Here is a 15,636-nt window from a genome sequence, read left to right on the forward strand (position 1 = left end):
ACGAAAGGAAGAACCCATATGCGTAATAAAAGGCATGTAAAGCGTCTTCTTCAACGTCGAATTCGTTCTTTACGATACGTTGTCTTGATTTTATTTACGATACTGATCTTAAAGTACGTTAGTGAAATTATGTAACTTTTTTGTATGAGTCTTATCGCTCATTTGGAGTGCTTTTTCTTTCAATTCAGTAAACCAATTTGTATAATAGGTTTTGTTCAGCTTAATCAACTCTTTATCGTTATAACGGTTTTGATCGCTTTACTTGCGGCAAAGTGGCTTTTACTTTTGCCTTTTCTCGTTGGAGTAGTCACACTTGCAACAAAGCGGAATCCCGTAATTATGTCAGGGAAAAAGCTTCTCAAAAAGCCTGCTTCTTCTTATCAAATGGAAGACCGGGATCAGCAGCTTTTTAATCAATGGATTGCAACGATATGTATGGGAGTTGCTTTCATTTCATTTTTAATGGGTTATACGCTTGTCGGCTATGTATTTAGTATAATGGTGATTCTTGCTGCAGGTGTAGCACTGATGGGGTATTGTATAGGCTGCACGATTCGTTATCGATATATGATGTGGAAATATAAAAGAAAAAAACACGCTGCATAAACAAAGCCTCGAGAAGGCTTTGTTTTTTTATGCTCATTTGTATACGTTATCAATAAATTCAATCATCATAACAGGTGTTAGAGCACCTGTATCCTTTAAAAACCTTTGTTGACAAAGTAAGGTAAACAAATTAAACTTTTTATGATAATAATAATCGTTACGATTTAAAGGAGGGAAAGTATAGTTAGAGACAGTACATAAAAAAGGATAGCTTTTAATAAAGGAAGGGTTTATATGAGAAAAAAGATAAGTCTGCTATGCTTAACGCTTGCTACGATAGGTATGCTAGCGGCATGTTCGAGTAAATCCGCGAGTACCGGACAAGAGAGTGAAACGAAATCACTTACTTTTGTATCGAATTTTCCAAGTGACACGCTCGATCCGCAGCTAAATTACACAACTGTACGAGCCGGCATTGCGGAAACACTAGTCAAAGTGAATGAGCAATTACAGATTGAACCATGGCTCGCAAAGAAATGGAAAACAGAAGATAATGGAACGACCTGGATATTTGAGATTAGAGACGGGATTACGTTTCAAAATGGCAAAGTTCTGAATGCTGAAGCCGTGAAACATTCGTTAGAAAGAACGATAAAAGAAAACGAAGCAATGAAAAGTGCACTTAAAATGAAAGAAATGAAAGCCAGTGGCCAAATCTTGACCATTATAACAACAGAGCCCCTTGCCACGCTGCCTTCTGAACTTGTTCATCCAAACACGGCAATTATCGATGTAGATACTTCAGATATAAAAAGTAAACCAGTGGGAACGGGACCATTTGAAGTAGTTTCGTTTAAACCGGATAATGAAATGAAAGTAAAAAAATACAAAGAATACTGGGGCGGGGAACCAAAATTGGATGAAGTTGTGTTAACATTTAATGATGATGAAAATGCACGAACGTCCGCTTTGCAATCGGGTGAAGCTGATATTGTATATCGTCCGGCAATTGAAAGCTTAAATACATTAAAACAAGATTCGTCTATTGTAGTAGATATACAGCCGAGCCTCAGAAATCAAATGCTTTTCTATAATTCAAAGCAAGAAGCATTTAAAGATAAAAATGTGAGAAAAGCGTTTGATGTATTACTGAATCCAAAAGATGTTGTGGACACAGCGCTTGCAGGTCAAGGGTCACCAGCAAAAGGTCCATTTTTAAAGAGTTTGGATTTTTCTAACAATCAAAAAACGAAAATCTATGGACCAAGTGAAGCTCAAAAATATTTAGAAAAAGCCGGTTATATACTCAAGGATGGAAAAGCAATAAAAAATGGGAAACAGCTTTCTTTTAAGCTTGTTACATATCCTTATCGTCCGGAACTGCCTTTAATGTCACAAATGCTTCAGTCAGAAGCAAAAAAGATTGGCGTAAAAATAGATATTCAACAAGTTGAGAATATGGACGAGTATATGACAACAAAAGATGATTGGGGAATCGTTACATACAGTCTAGTAACGGCGCCTCGAGGAGACGCAGGATATTTCTTTAATGCTCTTTATATGGAGGGAGGAGCATTTAATGTAGGACATTTTCATGAACCAGCATTAACTTCCATTATTAATGCACTTAATAAAACGGTTGAGCAAAAACAGCGCAATAAGTTAGCGAGACAAGCCGGAGAAATAGTAGAAAAGGAAACGCTGCATTCTTCGATTGTTCACCCGAACAATTTTGTAGCCTATAAAGACAATGTGAAAAATTGGGTTACAACCAAAAGTGAATACTATGTGATAACAAAGGATTTAGATGTGAAGTAGATATGAAATTAATTGGTAAAAGAATAATAGAATTACTCATCTTTTTAGTTATCCTATCGTTTCTCAGCTTTGTTTTAATGAAACTAGCTCCAGGAGATCCGGTTAAGCAAATGCTTCGCGTAGACGACGTGGCAGTGTCTGAGGAACAAATAAATAGTTTGAGAACAGAGCTAGGGTTTAATGAACCCGTATATATTCAATATGTAAAATGGCTGACGCGTTTTTTTCAGTTTGATTTAGGGTCTTCGTATATGACAAAAGAGCCTGTCATCGATGAATTGGTAGAGAAGTTTCCGGCTACGCTGCGCTTGACGGTTGCATCTTTGGTTGTGATGCTGTTAATAGCTGTGCCGCTCGGAACGCTATCAGCACTATATCCAAATAAGTGGATTGATTACCTCAGCAGAAGTATTTCCTTACTTGGAGCGTCTATTCCAAGCTTTTGGCTCGGTCTTTTGTTTATACAGCTGTTCTCTGTACGCCTTCAATGGCTTCCTTCAATGGGTACAGGCACAGCAGCTCATCTTGTGCTGCCTTCTTTAACGCTTGGTTTTGCCATGTCCGCTGTGTATATGCGAATGATTAGAGCTAGTCTGCTAGAAGGATTGAAACAAGATTTTGTACGATCTGCTCGAGCAAGAGGAATCAGTGAAAGCCGCATTTTTATTTTCCATGCGTTTCGGTATAGCTTAACACCCATCCTTACCATTTTAGGGACGAGCTTAGGCAGTTTGCTTGGAGGAACAGTGATTATTGAAGTGCTTTTTGCTTATCCTGGAATCGGAAAATTAGTTATTGATGCGATTATGAATCGTGATTATCCTGTGATTCAAGGGTATATTTTGTGGATGGGCCTGTTTGTTGTTTTAATTAATTCACTTGTGGATTTGAGCTACAAATATGTAAATCCCCAGCTCTATGTAAAGGGAGGGGATAAAACGTGAAAAAGCCGCAGCTTCCTTTTGTAGTAATAAGCGTTTGTGGTATTGCGCTTATTTTAGTTTGTCTGTTTGGAAGTCAGCTAACACCAATGGATCCCACACAAGTCAATATGCAAGACCGGCTTCAAAAAGCCACCAGTGATCACTGGCTAGGGACTGATCACTTAGGCAGAGATCTTTTTTCACGAATCGTAGCTGGAGCTCAGACTACGATCGGAACTAGTTTTCTTGTCTTAGCACTTTCTCTTTTGATTGGAGTCCCGGTTGGTTTAATTTCAGGATATATTGGAGGAAAAATAGACCGCTTTTTAATGAGAATTGTAGATGCTTTTTTAGCTTTTCCTGATTATATTGCAGCCATCGTCTTAAGCGGGCTGTTAGGGCCCGGATTAGTTAACTTAATTGCTGCGATGGTTATTGTAAAGTGGGTTAGTTATGCAAGGGTAGTGCGCAGTATTGTGCTTCAAGAAAAGTCAAAAGAATATGTGCTGGTTGCTAAATTAAACGGAGTGGGAGCAGTTTCCTTAATCTTGCGCCATTTTCTTCCCCATGTGGGAGGACATATTCTTGTTCTTGCTACGCTGGATATAGGGAAAATTATTTTAATGATGGCTTCATTATCCTATATTGGATTAGGGACTCAGCCGCCTACTCCTGAATGGGGAACGATGCTAAATGAAGGCAGGGCCTACTTTTACAATGCTCCCCAGCTAATGTTCATACCAGGCGCAGCGATTATTTTATTTGTGCTGACGTTTACAGCTTTAGGTGAATATATTCGAGGAAAATATCAGGTTAATCAGTAAAAGAGGTGATTGTCATCGTTTTAGAAGTAAAACATCTAGCCATTCATAATAAAACAAAACAAATTGTAAAAGACGTTTCTTTTACAATCGAACAAGGACAGTGGATGGCGCTCGTTGGAGAAAGCGGAAGCGGGAAAAGCATCACTGCTGCTTCGATAGGAGGACTGCTGCCTTCAGGTGTAACGCTTAAAGGAGGCTCTATTACCTTTAAGCAGAAAGGAGAGGCGCCTATCCTTGGAAAAGATATTTCGTATATCTTTCAAGACTATCGAAGTGCTTTTACGCCTTTTTTAACAATTGGAAAGCAGTTTGATGAAACGATTCGTACACATAGTAGGCTGTCTAAAAAAGACAGGAAAGCCGCCATTTTTCAGGCTTTAAAAGCTGTGAATTTACCTGATGAACGAGTGTATAAAAGCTATGCTGCTCAGCTGAGCGGAGGACAGCTTCAGCGAGCAGCGATTGCTTTAGCGCTGCTGATGAAGCCTGCCTTGATTATCGCAGATGAACCAACTACGGCTTTAGACAGCGTGGCAGCAGCTGAAGTTCTTCAGCTGCTGTATAAGCTGAAAGAAGAAGCAGGCTGTGCCATTTTTTTTATTACCCATGACTTGCGTCATGTGCGGAAATATGCGGACCGGGCAGCCATTATGCTAGCAGGAGAAATCGTGGAAGAAAACAGTATCGAATCTCTGCTTCACGCTCCGCATCACTTTTACACAAAAAAACTGTTTAACGCCATTCCTTCTTTACAGAAAACGCCTGATCGATTGTTAGATACGCAGAAAAAAGTGTTGATATAGGAGTAAAATATGAAAGAAAAAAGTATATTACGCGTCACGCAGCTTGTGAAACAGTATAAAGACGTCACAGCACTGAATAATGTTTCTCTGCATATCGATAAAGGGGAATGTGTAGGGATTGTCGGAGAAAGTGGAAGCGGAAAAAGTACGCTTGTAAAAAGCGTGCTAAGGTTAGCAGAAATTCAGCAGGGAGAAGTATGGTTTGCAGAGAAACCTCTTCACCGGTTAAAAGGGAAAAAACTGCAGCAAGCTCGTCTAGGCATGCAAGTGGTATTTCAAAACCCCGCGGCTTCTTTTAATCCGAAAGTGAAAATCATCGATTCTTTGCTCGAGCCTTTGCGGCAGCAGCGAACCGTTCCTTCATTTTTATCTCATGTGAGCAGAAATGAAAAAGAAATCGCTTTTTATTTGTTAGAAAAAGTCGGGATTAGCGCAGAATATGCGTTGAACTATCCTCATGAACTCAGCGGAGGACAGCTTCAGCGTGTAGCGATTGCGCGTGCCATTAGCGTAGGTCCGTCTCTGGTACTGTTAGACGAACCAACAGCGAGCCTTGATGTTACGGTACAGGCAAAGATTTTAAATTTATTAAGAGATTTGCAGGAGACGTTTCAGCTGTCTTATCTTTTTATTTCACATGATTTAGCAGCAGTAAAATTTATGAGCAGTCGCATGATGGTTATGCAGCAAGGCGAGGTTATCGATCAATTTGACCGTGCACAGCTATTTGATAAAAACAGGCATCCCTATACAAAAAAGCTTGTGCGTTTATTTGAATAGAAAATAAACGCACAAGCTTTCTTATAAATGAGAATGAGACAAAGTCACGGACGCGGCGGTGGAGTATGCATATGGATAAAGTGATAGCCTGCTTGGCAAAGCATGATAAAACTAATGGTGAGTACAACGAGAGGAATTAGCTTGTTTCTTCCTCGTTCTTCATATAGTCCGGCTGCGCTTAACAGGAAGCCAATAGTAGCTAAAGGAGGAGAGGCGCGAAAGAATAGATCTGCAGCGGTAAACCCTTGGTTTGTATATTTATAATAAAAAAATAGACCCGTAATCAATAACAATAGTCCAATCCAAAACAGCGTAAGTTTTCCAAAAAGGGTTTTAGGCACTGTGTTTTCACTCCTTCTGTCAGTCAAGTACCATAAAATACTAGCATAAAACGTTCTGGTTTGCATTAGAGAAAAAGAACTTGAATGATACAATATATGTAAAAAAATAGGCTTGAAGTAGGGGGCATGAAGTATGCAAAACGCTCCATGTAAAAAAATACATAGCGTTGGATCTGTTGAAAGTGGAAAAACAGTTCTTGCCCGGTTATTGTCCCATAAATTAAAAGTTCCTCACTACGAACTTGATAATATTATGTGGGAACGAACACATGAAGGAGATAAAAGAAGAAGTGAAGAAGATAGAAAGAAGTGTTTATATCACATTGCATCTTCAAAGGAATGGATCATAGAAGGTGTATACTATACATGGGTAAATGAAAGTTTTAATGGAGCGGACCTTATTATTTTTCTTGATACCCATTATCTGAAAAGAATATGGTTTATTATCAAAAGGTATGTTCTGCAAAAAGCTAAAATAGAAAAAGCAAATTACGCACCGACGTTTTCTATTTTCATTAAAATGTTTCAGTGGAATGCGAATTTTGAAAAGCAAAGTAAACCTGAAATTTTGCATATCCTTCGTACTTCATATAACGATAAACTCATAATAGTGAAAAAGAGAGAAGAGATAGAGCACTTTATATGCTAAGAAAACGCCGCTCAGTTGATGAGCGGCGTTTGTTGTTTTTATTCTATCAGCATAGACGCGCATTTCTTTTCACAAGCTTTTGCAAGGTTTTTGAGAAGCAGATTAAGAAACTCTTTGTCCATTTTAAGCCACTCTTCTTTTTGCAGCCCTTCTACAATATAGGAAGAAAAAACCCACACGTCGTTTTTGATGGCAGAGCGATTTGTTTCAGCGATTACGGTTAATGCCTTAATGACAGCAGACATCACGGAAACATCTTCTTTTCCATAATGACGAATTTGATAGAACGCTTTGTACAAATAATCCATAAAAGAAGGTTTTTCTAGCAGCACTCGAATGCGTCCTTCTTCATCGCAATAATAAGGAGAAGAAGAATAGCTTTGTCCGAGTTTGATAAACACTTGCGTGAGCTGTTCAATGCAGTTAATAGCTGTTTCAGGATCATTAATAGCTGGTGAAATAGCTCTTAATGCAATTTCACTTATTTTCTGAATACCTAATTTTACGTCTTGAATCGATTCTTGATCATTTGTAATAAACAAGCAATGAAGAAATTTTTCACGTTCTAACGTTTGGTTATGATTGATCACCGTTAACAGCGGCATGTCTGCTTCTACATACTCACCGGGTGCTTTTTCGAGTTTAACAATGACATTTAGTTTAGATGCTAGTGCTGTTAAGTGATTGAGTTCGATATATTGAATATATCCTTGTCTGTTACTTTTAATTTGCAGTGTGTTTTCACTATCAAAATCAAGCTGTTTGTCATTCTTTGAATGGGGGTGGCTTTGTTGTTCTAGCCGTCTCTCTTCAATGGTAAGCATCGTTTTTTTGGCAATGTTTGAAATTAAATTCCCGACTTTAATCCAGTTGATGACGTGGTGAATCAAAAACACAAACATCCCTAAGCAAATGAATGCTACCATGATGGCTAAGGAAGGAACAATAAAGGTATTGCTGACTTGGTTGCTGCGAACTTGAATGAGCAGTACAAGCACGTATACGTATCCACCGATAAAAGTTCCAAGCACGCGCTGAGTTTTTGCATCTGTATTAAAATTCTGAATCGTTCTAGGAGAAAACTGACCTACAAACGTAGTCAGTACCACTAAAACAGAAGAAAAGGTAATCGTCGTCATCGTTAATAAGGAATTTGATACTGAACTCAAAATAGTATGAGCAAGCTCTTTATCCGTTAGAAACACAGAAGGAACTAACTTTAACCACTGTTTGTGAGCTGTTAAATATCGATCTGAAAATGTACTAATAGTGGCTAAAACAAAAGCAACAATTCCGTATATAGAAGGAGTAATCCAAAAATTGGCTTTTATTCGATTTTGCTGTAGCTTTATTGACATAACGAAATCTCCCGTATCATGATTTAATAAGTTCGGACTTCTTTTAGCATGGAGAAAAAAGTTAGTCATACTTATCCACCTATTATTACCCGCATCTGCATGTGAAAAACTTCTTTAAGAAAAGTTTTATCATTCATTTGTAAAGGGTAGAGATCAAAAAGGAGGGGAGAGCCGTGGCATTTGATTACTCACTTGACTTTGAACATATCGATTTTAGAAAATATCCTGAAAAGTATAGAGTAGGAAAAGGAGAACAAGGAGTTCTCCTTGTTGAGCCATATAAAAGTGAAATTCTTCCTCATTGGCGTTTTCGAACACCTGACATTGCTGAGGAATCCGCGGAGGCCATCTATCAGCTTTTTTTAACCTACAAAGAAAAAAGCGATTTTGTTGGAATGGATATGGCCCGGAAATTTCTCCAAATGGGATACACGCGATCCAGGCGCTACGCGAACTACAAAGGCGGAAAGAAATACAGCAAAGACGGAGAGCGTAACGAACGGCAAATTGATGAACAAAAAGCAGAATCGGCGGCTATTTTTATGGAAAAATGGAAGGAGGTACGAGAGAATAAAGAGTACTTGCAATTGAAAAAAGAGCATCAAAAAAAGTACGGATAATCAGCTGGAATCCGTACTTTTTTCCTTTGTTATTTCGATTCGTTTAATATGGTGATGTTCAATATCAATGACTTTAAATGAAAAACTTTCGTTTGTGATGCTATCACCTTTAGCGAGATCAAACTTTTCGGTCAGCATCCAGCCGCCAATGGTATCAACATCTTCTTGTTCAATATTTGTTCCGAGTAAATCATTTACTTCTTCAATCAACACCTTCGCATCTAGTACGTAGTGATTTTCATCAATTTTGTGTACGTCGGGTATTTCATCATCATCAAATTCATCACGAATTTCACCAACAATTTCTTCTAAAATGTCTTCTACTGTTACAAGCCCTGTTGTTCCTCCGTACTCATCTATTAAGATGGCCATGTGAATTCTGTCCCTTTGAATCTTAAGCAATAAGTCGTAAATGGCGATGGAATCAATGACTTGAATGATGGGTTTCATATACGTTTGTACGGTGCGTGATTTAATATCATCTTCTTTTATGTAATCCGCTAATATTTCTTTAATATTAACTAATCCCACCACTTGATCTTTGTTTCCATCTACAACTACCGGATAGCGAGTATATTGCTCTACTCTAGCCATTTTTAAGAATTCTTCTATCGTTTCATCTGCTGATACGCTCACAACTTCTGTACGAGGCACCATGATTTCTTTAGCCGTACGATTATCAAATTCAAAAATATTATTCATGAACTTAAATTCCGATTGATTAATTTCACCGCTCTCATAGCTTTCAGATAAAATAATTCTAAGTTCTTCTTCACTATGAGCTACTTCATTTTCAGAAGCTGGCTTCAGGCCGAATAATCCGACAACGCCTCTTGCTGAGTGGTTTAAAAGCCAAATAAATGGATAAAGTAACTTAGAAAAAAGAATAAGAGGACGGGAAAATAACAGCGTCACTTGTTCGGCTTTTTGAATCGCCACTGTTTTGGGCGCAAGTTCTCCAGCTACCACATTTAAAAATGTGACAATCGAAAAAGCAAGAACAAAAGATATGACATGCGAAAGTGATGTAGCAAAAGGAAGCATGTCAATAAGAGGCTCTAATAAATGACCTACCGTAGGTTCACCTATCCAGCCTAGACCGAGTGCAGTAACCGTAATTCCCAGCTGTGTGGCTGAAAGATAACCATCTAAATTTGATACTACTTTTTTTGCTGCTAAAGCGTTCCGGTTTCCTTCTTCAATTAACTGGTCGATTCTAGTCGACCGTACCCTAATGACGGCAAATTCCGTTGCAACAAAAAAGGCTGTTAATATGATTAATACGATGAATAAAATGACATTTACTGTTTCCAAATTTATCTCCTTACCCCGTTGAAACGGATAAGGGAACACCTCCCTTTTAAAAGTTTGATGAGCTGATTTATATGGTAAATAAAGAATATCATGTATACTGTTCCCTTAATATCAGCAGAAATAAACTTACTGAAAAGAAAGAACACTTTTTAATAACCCACAACATTTTTTGGCAGAAAAAGCGTAAACTAAACACTATAAAATGAATGAAAAGAGATAGCGTGATACCTTTAAAACGATGTAAATAGAAGTAGGAGTCGATTGTTTTTATGGAATTTTTTCTGACGATATTAGTCTTATTGGCTTTGATTGGTCTATCTAATATCATTAATCATTTTGTACCATTTATTCCTGTTCCCTTAGTTCAAATAGCTTTGGGAGCAGGGCTTGCTATCTTGCCATTTGGTGGAGATGTACATTTGGAGCCTGAGTTATTTTTTATTTTATTTATTGCCCCGCTATTATTTAATGATGGGAAAAACGTGTCAAGAGCTGCTCTTTGGAAGCTTCGTACACCTATTTTATTGCTAGCGCTGGGACTGGTTTTTGTAACGGTGGCAGTAGGAGGGTATCTAATCAATTGGCTCATCCCTTCCATTCCATTACCGGCGGCATTTGCACTAGCCGCTATTTTGTCCCCAACAGATGTAGTGGCTGTTGGAGCTATGGCGAGCCGAGTAAAGCTGCCTAAGCGAATTATGCATTTGCTTGAAGGCGAAGGGCTGATGAATGATGCTTCTGGTCTTGTAGCGTTTCAAGTAGCAGTAGCTGCTACCGTAACGGGCGTCTTTTCGATAGTAGATGCTACATTTCAGTTCCTTTGGGTAGCACTGGGCGGTTTGTTTGTAGGAGCATTTATCGCTTTTCTGATTATTAGACTGCGTGTACTTGTTCGACGTTTAGGAATGGAAGATATTACGATTCATATGTTAATACAAATTTTAACTCCATTTGTTGTCTTCTACATTGCTGAACACTTTCATTTATCAGGAATCTTGGCAGTTGTAGCAGGCGGCATTGTGCATGCGATTGAGCGCGATCGAGAGGAATCACCTAACCAGCAGCTTAAAGTAGTATCAAAAAGTACTTGGACGGTTATTTTATATTTGTTAAATGGCTTGGTGTTTGTACTGCTTGGTCTGCAAATACCAAAAGTAGCGAAAGCAATTATTCAAGATCCAAACTTTAATAATGGACAAGTGCTTCTTTATATTTTGATTATTACTGTCTTTTTGCTTGTACTACGATTTATTTGGGTGATGGTGTCATGGTCAGTAGGCTGGTATTACAAAAATAACAAGCACCTCAAACCTGAGCCCCGGTCTATTGGAATTATTACGGTTTCAGGTGTACGAGGAGCTGTTACGTTAGCCGGAGCGTTTTCGATTCCTTATACGCTTGATAACGGCAGTGATTTTCCAGAACGCTCTTTGATTATTTTTCTAGCAGCAGGTGTTATATTGTTAACCTTAGTTGCGGCAAGTATTCTTTTACCCGTCATTGCGAAAACAGAAAAGGCGCAGAAGAAGCCTGAGCGCAATACAAAAGAGGTCAAAGCCCGCATTAAAGTGCACAAAGCTGCTATTCAGCGGTTAAAAAGAGAAATGACCGAGGAAAATCGTGGAGCAGCTCTTTCATTAATTTCAACGTATAATACAACAATCAATAACATCATTGTTAAAACTCATCCTTTAGAAGCCTCTGAAAACAAACAGTATGAAGAAGAAATTCGATTGCTGGCTCTTCAGGCCAAGGGAAAATTGGTGGAAAAGCTATTAAAAGAGGAAAAAATAGACCGTGAGACAGCGTATATTTGTTTGGAACATACGCACAAGCTTGAAATGGCTGTAACCAATCGTGTAAGGTACAAATTATTGGTAAGCTGGATGAGGTTTAAAAAAGTTTTATTATTACTAGTCCGAATTTTTTCACCGAATAAGCAGGCGTTAAGAAAACAAAGCCTGCGCAGAAGAAGCAAAGTGAACAAAGTACGTATTCAAATGATTGAAGAAGCGATAAAGGTCATTAAAGAAAATATGAACGAAGAAAATCGAATGATTTCACTTGCTATTATTAGTGAATACCATAGATCTATGGCGAGACTTAGAAAAGAGAGTACCGAGTATAATTCACGCAAACGTAAAAAAACAACGAGAGATTTATGTTATAAAGCGTTTCATACCGAGCGGGAAACGGTGCAAGAGCTTTATGAAAAAGGAGAAATCACACGTGAAATCGCTCATAATATTCGAAAAGATATCGCTTTGCGTGAAGCATTAACAATTGAAGAAAATGGTTATTAAAAAGTCGCTGAGACTGATCTCTGCGACTTTTTAATGTGCTTATAAATATGATCTTTTATCTTAATTAAAGCTTGTACAAAAAATGTGTGCTTGTCCGCTGTCATCAGTCTATACGAATTGTTTTAAATTACATATATTGTTAACAGGTGAGCAACTTCACCTCACAATCTTTCTAACAGGAGTGGATATTTATATGAGCAATTTACGCAAAGTAATCGCTTCAGCTTTTAACAGTGATCAGACAAGCCGTGTTGCTGATGCTTTAATCTCTGATGTACTAAAAAAGTATGGTGTTTCAGAAGATTCTCTAAGAAATTTATCCCCTGAGCAAAAACAAAAAATTAAGCAAATTGTTGCTGAGCTTCAGTCGAAAGTCAATAATACACTCAAGTAAAAACGTTAGTGATCAGAAGGGTATAAAGTGGTTTTTATTAAGAAAATCATGTGGATTTGCAAAAAACAAAAACTTTTAGAAGGGTGATTGATATGAGTAAATACTACAGTTATTACAATCCTGAAGATGATGCGTATTATATGAAAAAAGACGATGCAGGAGCAGAAGGTTATTTTAAAGGTAAAAAGAAAAGAAAAGAAACAAAATGCGGAGGATCTGGATGGAGTGCATTGGAAGGCTCTAGCCATCCGGCGTTCAACGCTGTTAGAGAAAATCAAGTAGCGAAACAAAAAGAAGAAACTGTTCAATATTCTGAAGAAACTATTTTTGTCTGTGATTCTGCAGATGTTGAAGTAAATACAACAAGTATCAAAGCAGCTTTATCTGTCCAAGCGGCACTGCAAGCAGCAATTGTTCTTGTTTTAACAATTGCGATTGGAAGCAGCGCAGAAGCAGAGTCAATTGCACAAGAGTTATTCCAAAAATCTTCTATCAAACAAATTAATAGACAGCGCACAGTCATTAAAAATTCACGAAATGTAAAGGTAACTGTATCAGACACTGAAATTGCAATCAACATTCAAGTATTAATTGAGCTATTACTTGCTCTGTTAGTAGAGTTAGAAATCCAGCTATAAGCATAAGCCTTTTATCTTTTGTGTAGAGAAGCGTAGACAAGCCTATGGGCTGTCTACGCTTTTTTCTTTTTTTTAAAATTGGCTGTTAAATGAAACGGTTCGAAATGATGAAAAATTTTATTTCTTCTCAAATAAATAAAGCTTTCCGTTAACAGCAATATCAAACCGAGGTCCTTTAAAGCCGCGTTTTATAAGTTCTTTACGCATAAACTTCATAATGCCTCCGTGGCTGACAATCAGCAAATCATCTTCTGACTCGGAAATAGCGCGATCTAGCACTGCTGCTACTTTTCTCTTAGTCTCAGTCATATCTTTACGAACTTGCTTGTTGATGAGTCCGGACATGCGAAACAGTAATGCCCAGAGGATAAAAGGAAGTTTGAATTTTAATGGAATAATAGGCATAGGTATTTCTCTAAGTTCCGGAAGAAGAGTGATCTCCTGTTTATAAATATGCTTTGCCGTTTTGTGTGCTCGCGGCATATCGCTTGAAAAACAGCGTTTCCATTCGATATTATTCAAATCAGTCTCTCCATACGTAATATCTGATTCATCATATTCCTGAAACCAAGCCACTAGTTCATCCGTAGATAAGCGGTGGTTTTCTGGAAGCCCTTTGTTTACTTTGTAATGACGTACTAATGCTACTTTCATTGTGAAATCTCCTTAAAATTTAAGCGCCAAAAACACTTACTCGGCGCAGCTTGATTTTCTTATTTAACGTTATTTTCATCATGCTGCACCTCCTTTCAAATATTTGTAAAATAAGTATAAAATGGATTGAGAAAATTGTAAATACGGTATAGAGGAAGATTTTGAGATAGAATAATTGGAAAATGAAACCTTTTTATAAAATAAAACGTATTACTTATAGATAATTCAAACAAATTGAAATACATATAAAAGGGTGGATTAAAATGATGGATACAGAGAGAAAAGTGAATATCAGAGAAGAGTTTGGAACTTTATTTTCAGAAGGGGATTTTCAGAAGCTTTATGATTGTGTAAGCGAAGAATTTAAACGTCAAGTTTCGCTTCAGCAATTTTTGGAGCAGAGCAAATTGGTTAATCAAGGAGAACAGTTCTACAGACTAGAAACAAATCTTTATTTAACCCCTCAAATTGAGCAGTTTATTTGGATAAATTCTACGCAGACAAAAGCCATCAGCGTTATGTTTGATGAACATACCATTATACAAGCACTTGTGATTGCTCCTATAGAATCATTTCCAAAGAGAGAGCGATGGAGTACAAACAAATATACGATGCCGATTCAAAGTGAATGGTTTGTCTATTGGGGAGGAAAGCATGAGGTGCTGAACTATCACCATCCAGTCGAAAACCAAAGGTATGCGTATGATTTAGTCGTGCGAAAAGGAAAGCAAAGCTATAAAAATGATGGAATGAAAAACGAAGATTACTATGCATATGGAAAAAAGGTTGTAGCTCCGCTTGAAGGAGTCGTTATCGCAGCAGCTGATGGGCAAGAAGATAATGAAATTGGACACACGAATAGAAAAAATCCTTTAGGGAATCACGTTATCATTGAGCATGAAGGAAAAGAATACAGTGTGCTTGCACATTTGAAGAAAGGGTCGGTTTCTGTAAAAAAAGGAGACGTGGTTCGTAAAGGAACGCTGCTCGGAAGGTGTGGAAATTCTGGGAATTCATCCGAACCTCACATTCATTTTCACGTTATGGATGCCGCTGACATCGAAACGTCAAAAAGTTTGCGAATTCAGTTTCATGCGGCTATTGAACCGATTCGCGGAGATACAGTTATTCCATTTTTCTATTGATTAAAAGCCATAGCGTTTGCTGTGGCTTTTTATGCAGGGCTTTCCTCAAATATAAAGTCAAGCAGCCGTTGAAACAAGTAAAGGATAATAGCTACCGTAGTCATGACAAGGAAAAGCCCAAAATGACTGATATCATACAAATTATAAAGCCCGATTTTAGCGAGAAAAGGAACAATAACATAACCATGAATCAAATCCAAAATAATGTTAACAAGTATGTACAAGATAAACCCGGGATACGTAAGGTAAAAGACAAAGATCGTAATCACAATATGAAGGCAATAAATCGTTGCTCCCATGCTAGTAAGAAAAAATACGTTTTCTTGAACCGTCCACCAGTGCATTTTTTCCGCTACTTGATAGGCGATTGTCATCATTAATGCAGCAAATAATCCTACAGTAAAAAATCGTTTAACACGCTGTTTATCGAGCAGCAGCAGTAAAAACCATGGAATAACAAGAATCCCCCATAATATCATTTGATTCATTCATCTTCCCACCTTTTATTTATCAGTATTTCTTAGTG

At 37.7% G+C, this 15,636-nt stretch carries 17 protein-coding genes; 12 read left to right on the plus strand and 5 right to left on the minus strand.

The window, feature by feature from the left end:
* Positions 1 to 195: 195 nt before the first annotated feature.
* The 6 genes from ACOZIR_RS10255 to ACOZIR_RS10280 all read left to right on the plus strand — a co-directional run bounded on the left by ACOZIR_RS10255 (position 196) and on the right by ACOZIR_RS10280 (position 5,694).
* Positions 196 to 606, plus strand: coding sequence for a DUF4395 domain-containing protein (locus ACOZIR_RS10255; RefSeq protein ID WP_340142135.1), 411 nt, complete (start codon positions 196 to 198; stop codon positions 604 to 606).
* Positions 607 to 840: 234 nt separating this feature from the next.
* A complete protein-coding gene (nikA, locus tag ACOZIR_RS10260; RefSeq protein WP_340141983.1) occupies positions 841 to 2,364 on the plus strand; it encodes a nickel ABC transporter substrate-binding protein in 1,524 nt (507 codons plus the stop codon).
* Positions 2,365 to 2,366: 2 nt separating this feature from the next.
* Positions 2,367 to 3,308: a nickel ABC transporter permease gene (nikB, locus tag ACOZIR_RS10265; RefSeq protein WP_045292326.1), complete on the plus strand. Its 942-nt coding sequence runs from the start codon at positions 2,367 to 2,369 to the stop codon at positions 3,306 to 3,308.
* A complete protein-coding gene (gene nikC, locus ACOZIR_RS10270) occupies positions 3,305 to 4,111 on the plus strand; it encodes a nickel transporter permease (protein WP_045292324.1) in 807 nt (268 codons plus the stop codon). The genes nikB and nikC overlap by 4 nt, the downstream gene beginning before the upstream one ends.
* 5 nt (positions 4,112 to 4,116) lie before the next feature.
* Entirely contained in the window at positions 4,117 to 4,914 is a 798-nt protein-coding gene (locus tag ACOZIR_RS10275) for an ABC transporter ATP-binding protein (protein ID WP_045292322.1), read from the plus strand.
* Positions 4,915 to 4,923: 9 nt separating this feature from the next.
* Positions 4,924 to 5,694: an ABC transporter ATP-binding protein gene (locus tag ACOZIR_RS10280; protein ID WP_045292320.1), complete on the plus strand. Its 771-nt coding sequence runs from the start codon at positions 4,924 to 4,926 to the stop codon at positions 5,692 to 5,694.
* A 44-nt stretch (positions 5,695 to 5,738) separates the two neighbouring features.
* Here ACOZIR_RS10280 and ACOZIR_RS10285 read toward each other — a convergent pair whose 3' ends face one another.
* Positions 5,739 to 6,035 carry a hypothetical protein gene (locus ACOZIR_RS10285; protein ID WP_045292318.1) on the minus strand — a complete coding sequence of 99 codons (297 nt, stop codon included), beginning with the start codon at positions 6,033 to 6,035 and terminating at the stop codon, positions 5,739 to 5,741.
* A gap of 133 nt (positions 6,036 to 6,168) precedes the next feature.
* On the opposite strand from ACOZIR_RS10285, the gene ACOZIR_RS10290 reads away from it, so the two are divergent.
* Entirely contained in the window at positions 6,169 to 6,684 is a 516-nt protein-coding gene (locus tag ACOZIR_RS10290) for a hypothetical protein (RefSeq protein WP_045292316.1), read from the plus strand.
* Between the two features lie 38 nt (positions 6,685 to 6,722).
* Here ACOZIR_RS10290 and ACOZIR_RS10295 read toward each other — a convergent pair whose 3' ends face one another.
* Positions 6,723 to 8,042: a DUF2254 domain-containing protein gene (locus ACOZIR_RS10295; protein ID WP_237758453.1), complete on the minus strand. Its 1,320-nt coding sequence runs from the start codon at positions 8,040 to 8,042 to the stop codon at positions 6,723 to 6,725.
* 173 nt (positions 8,043 to 8,215) lie between these two features.
* Between ACOZIR_RS10295 and ACOZIR_RS10300 the strand changes: the two genes are divergently transcribed.
* The gene (locus tag ACOZIR_RS10300) at positions 8,216 to 8,662 is read left to right on the plus strand and encodes a DUF4385 domain-containing protein (RefSeq protein ID WP_045292313.1); all 447 of its coding nucleotides are present in this window, start codon (positions 8,216 to 8,218) and stop codon (positions 8,660 to 8,662) included.
* On the opposite strand, the gene ACOZIR_RS10305 is transcribed toward ACOZIR_RS10300, so the two are convergent.
* The gene (locus ACOZIR_RS10305; protein WP_045292312.1) at positions 8,663 to 9,976 is read right to left on the minus strand and encodes a hemolysin family protein; all 1,314 of its coding nucleotides are present in this window, start codon (positions 9,974 to 9,976) and stop codon (positions 8,663 to 8,665) included. It lies immediately after the preceding gene.
* A 269-nt stretch (positions 9,977 to 10,245) separates the two neighbouring features.
* Between ACOZIR_RS10305 and ACOZIR_RS10310 the strand changes: the two genes are divergently transcribed.
* From ACOZIR_RS10310 to ACOZIR_RS10320, 3 genes are all read left to right on the plus strand, one after another.
* A complete protein-coding gene (locus tag ACOZIR_RS10310; protein ID WP_045292311.1) occupies positions 10,246 to 12,279 on the plus strand; it encodes a Na+/H+ antiporter in 2,034 nt (677 codons plus the stop codon).
* Positions 12,280 to 12,472: 193 nt separating this feature from the next.
* A complete protein-coding gene (locus ACOZIR_RS10315) occupies positions 12,473 to 12,673 on the plus strand; it encodes a hypothetical protein (protein ID WP_045292309.1) in 201 nt (66 codons plus the stop codon).
* Between the two features lie 92 nt (positions 12,674 to 12,765).
* Complete coding sequence (locus ACOZIR_RS10320) at positions 12,766 to 13,311, plus strand: spore coat protein (RefSeq protein ID WP_237758452.1); 546 nt, start codon at positions 12,766 to 12,768, stop codon at positions 13,309 to 13,311.
* 117 nt (positions 13,312 to 13,428) lie between these two features.
* On the opposite strand, the gene ACOZIR_RS10325 is transcribed toward ACOZIR_RS10320, so the two are convergent.
* Positions 13,429 to 13,965 carry a histidine phosphatase family protein gene (locus tag ACOZIR_RS10325; RefSeq protein WP_045292307.1) on the minus strand — a complete coding sequence of 179 codons (537 nt, stop codon included), beginning with the start codon at positions 13,963 to 13,965 and terminating at the stop codon, positions 13,429 to 13,431.
* 263 nt (positions 13,966 to 14,228) lie between these two features.
* On the opposite strand from ACOZIR_RS10325, the gene ACOZIR_RS10330 reads away from it, so the two are divergent.
* A complete protein-coding gene (locus ACOZIR_RS10330) occupies positions 14,229 to 15,110 on the plus strand; it encodes a M23 family metallopeptidase (RefSeq protein ID WP_045292305.1) in 882 nt (293 codons plus the stop codon).
* A gap of 29 nt (positions 15,111 to 15,139) precedes the next feature.
* Here the strand turns inward: ACOZIR_RS10330 and ACOZIR_RS10335 are convergent, their stop codons facing one another.
* Positions 15,140 to 15,598 carry a hypothetical protein gene (locus tag ACOZIR_RS10335; RefSeq protein ID WP_045292303.1) on the minus strand — a complete coding sequence of 153 codons (459 nt, stop codon included), beginning with the start codon at positions 15,596 to 15,598 and terminating at the stop codon, positions 15,140 to 15,142.
* Positions 15,599 to 15,636: the final 38 nt, after the last annotated feature.

Origin of the sequence: Priestia sp. D3YE.R1 (assembly GCF_049199565.1) — a bacterium.
Taxonomy (GTDB): Bacteria; Bacillota; Bacilli; order Bacillales; family Bacillaceae_H; genus Priestia; species Priestia aryabhattai.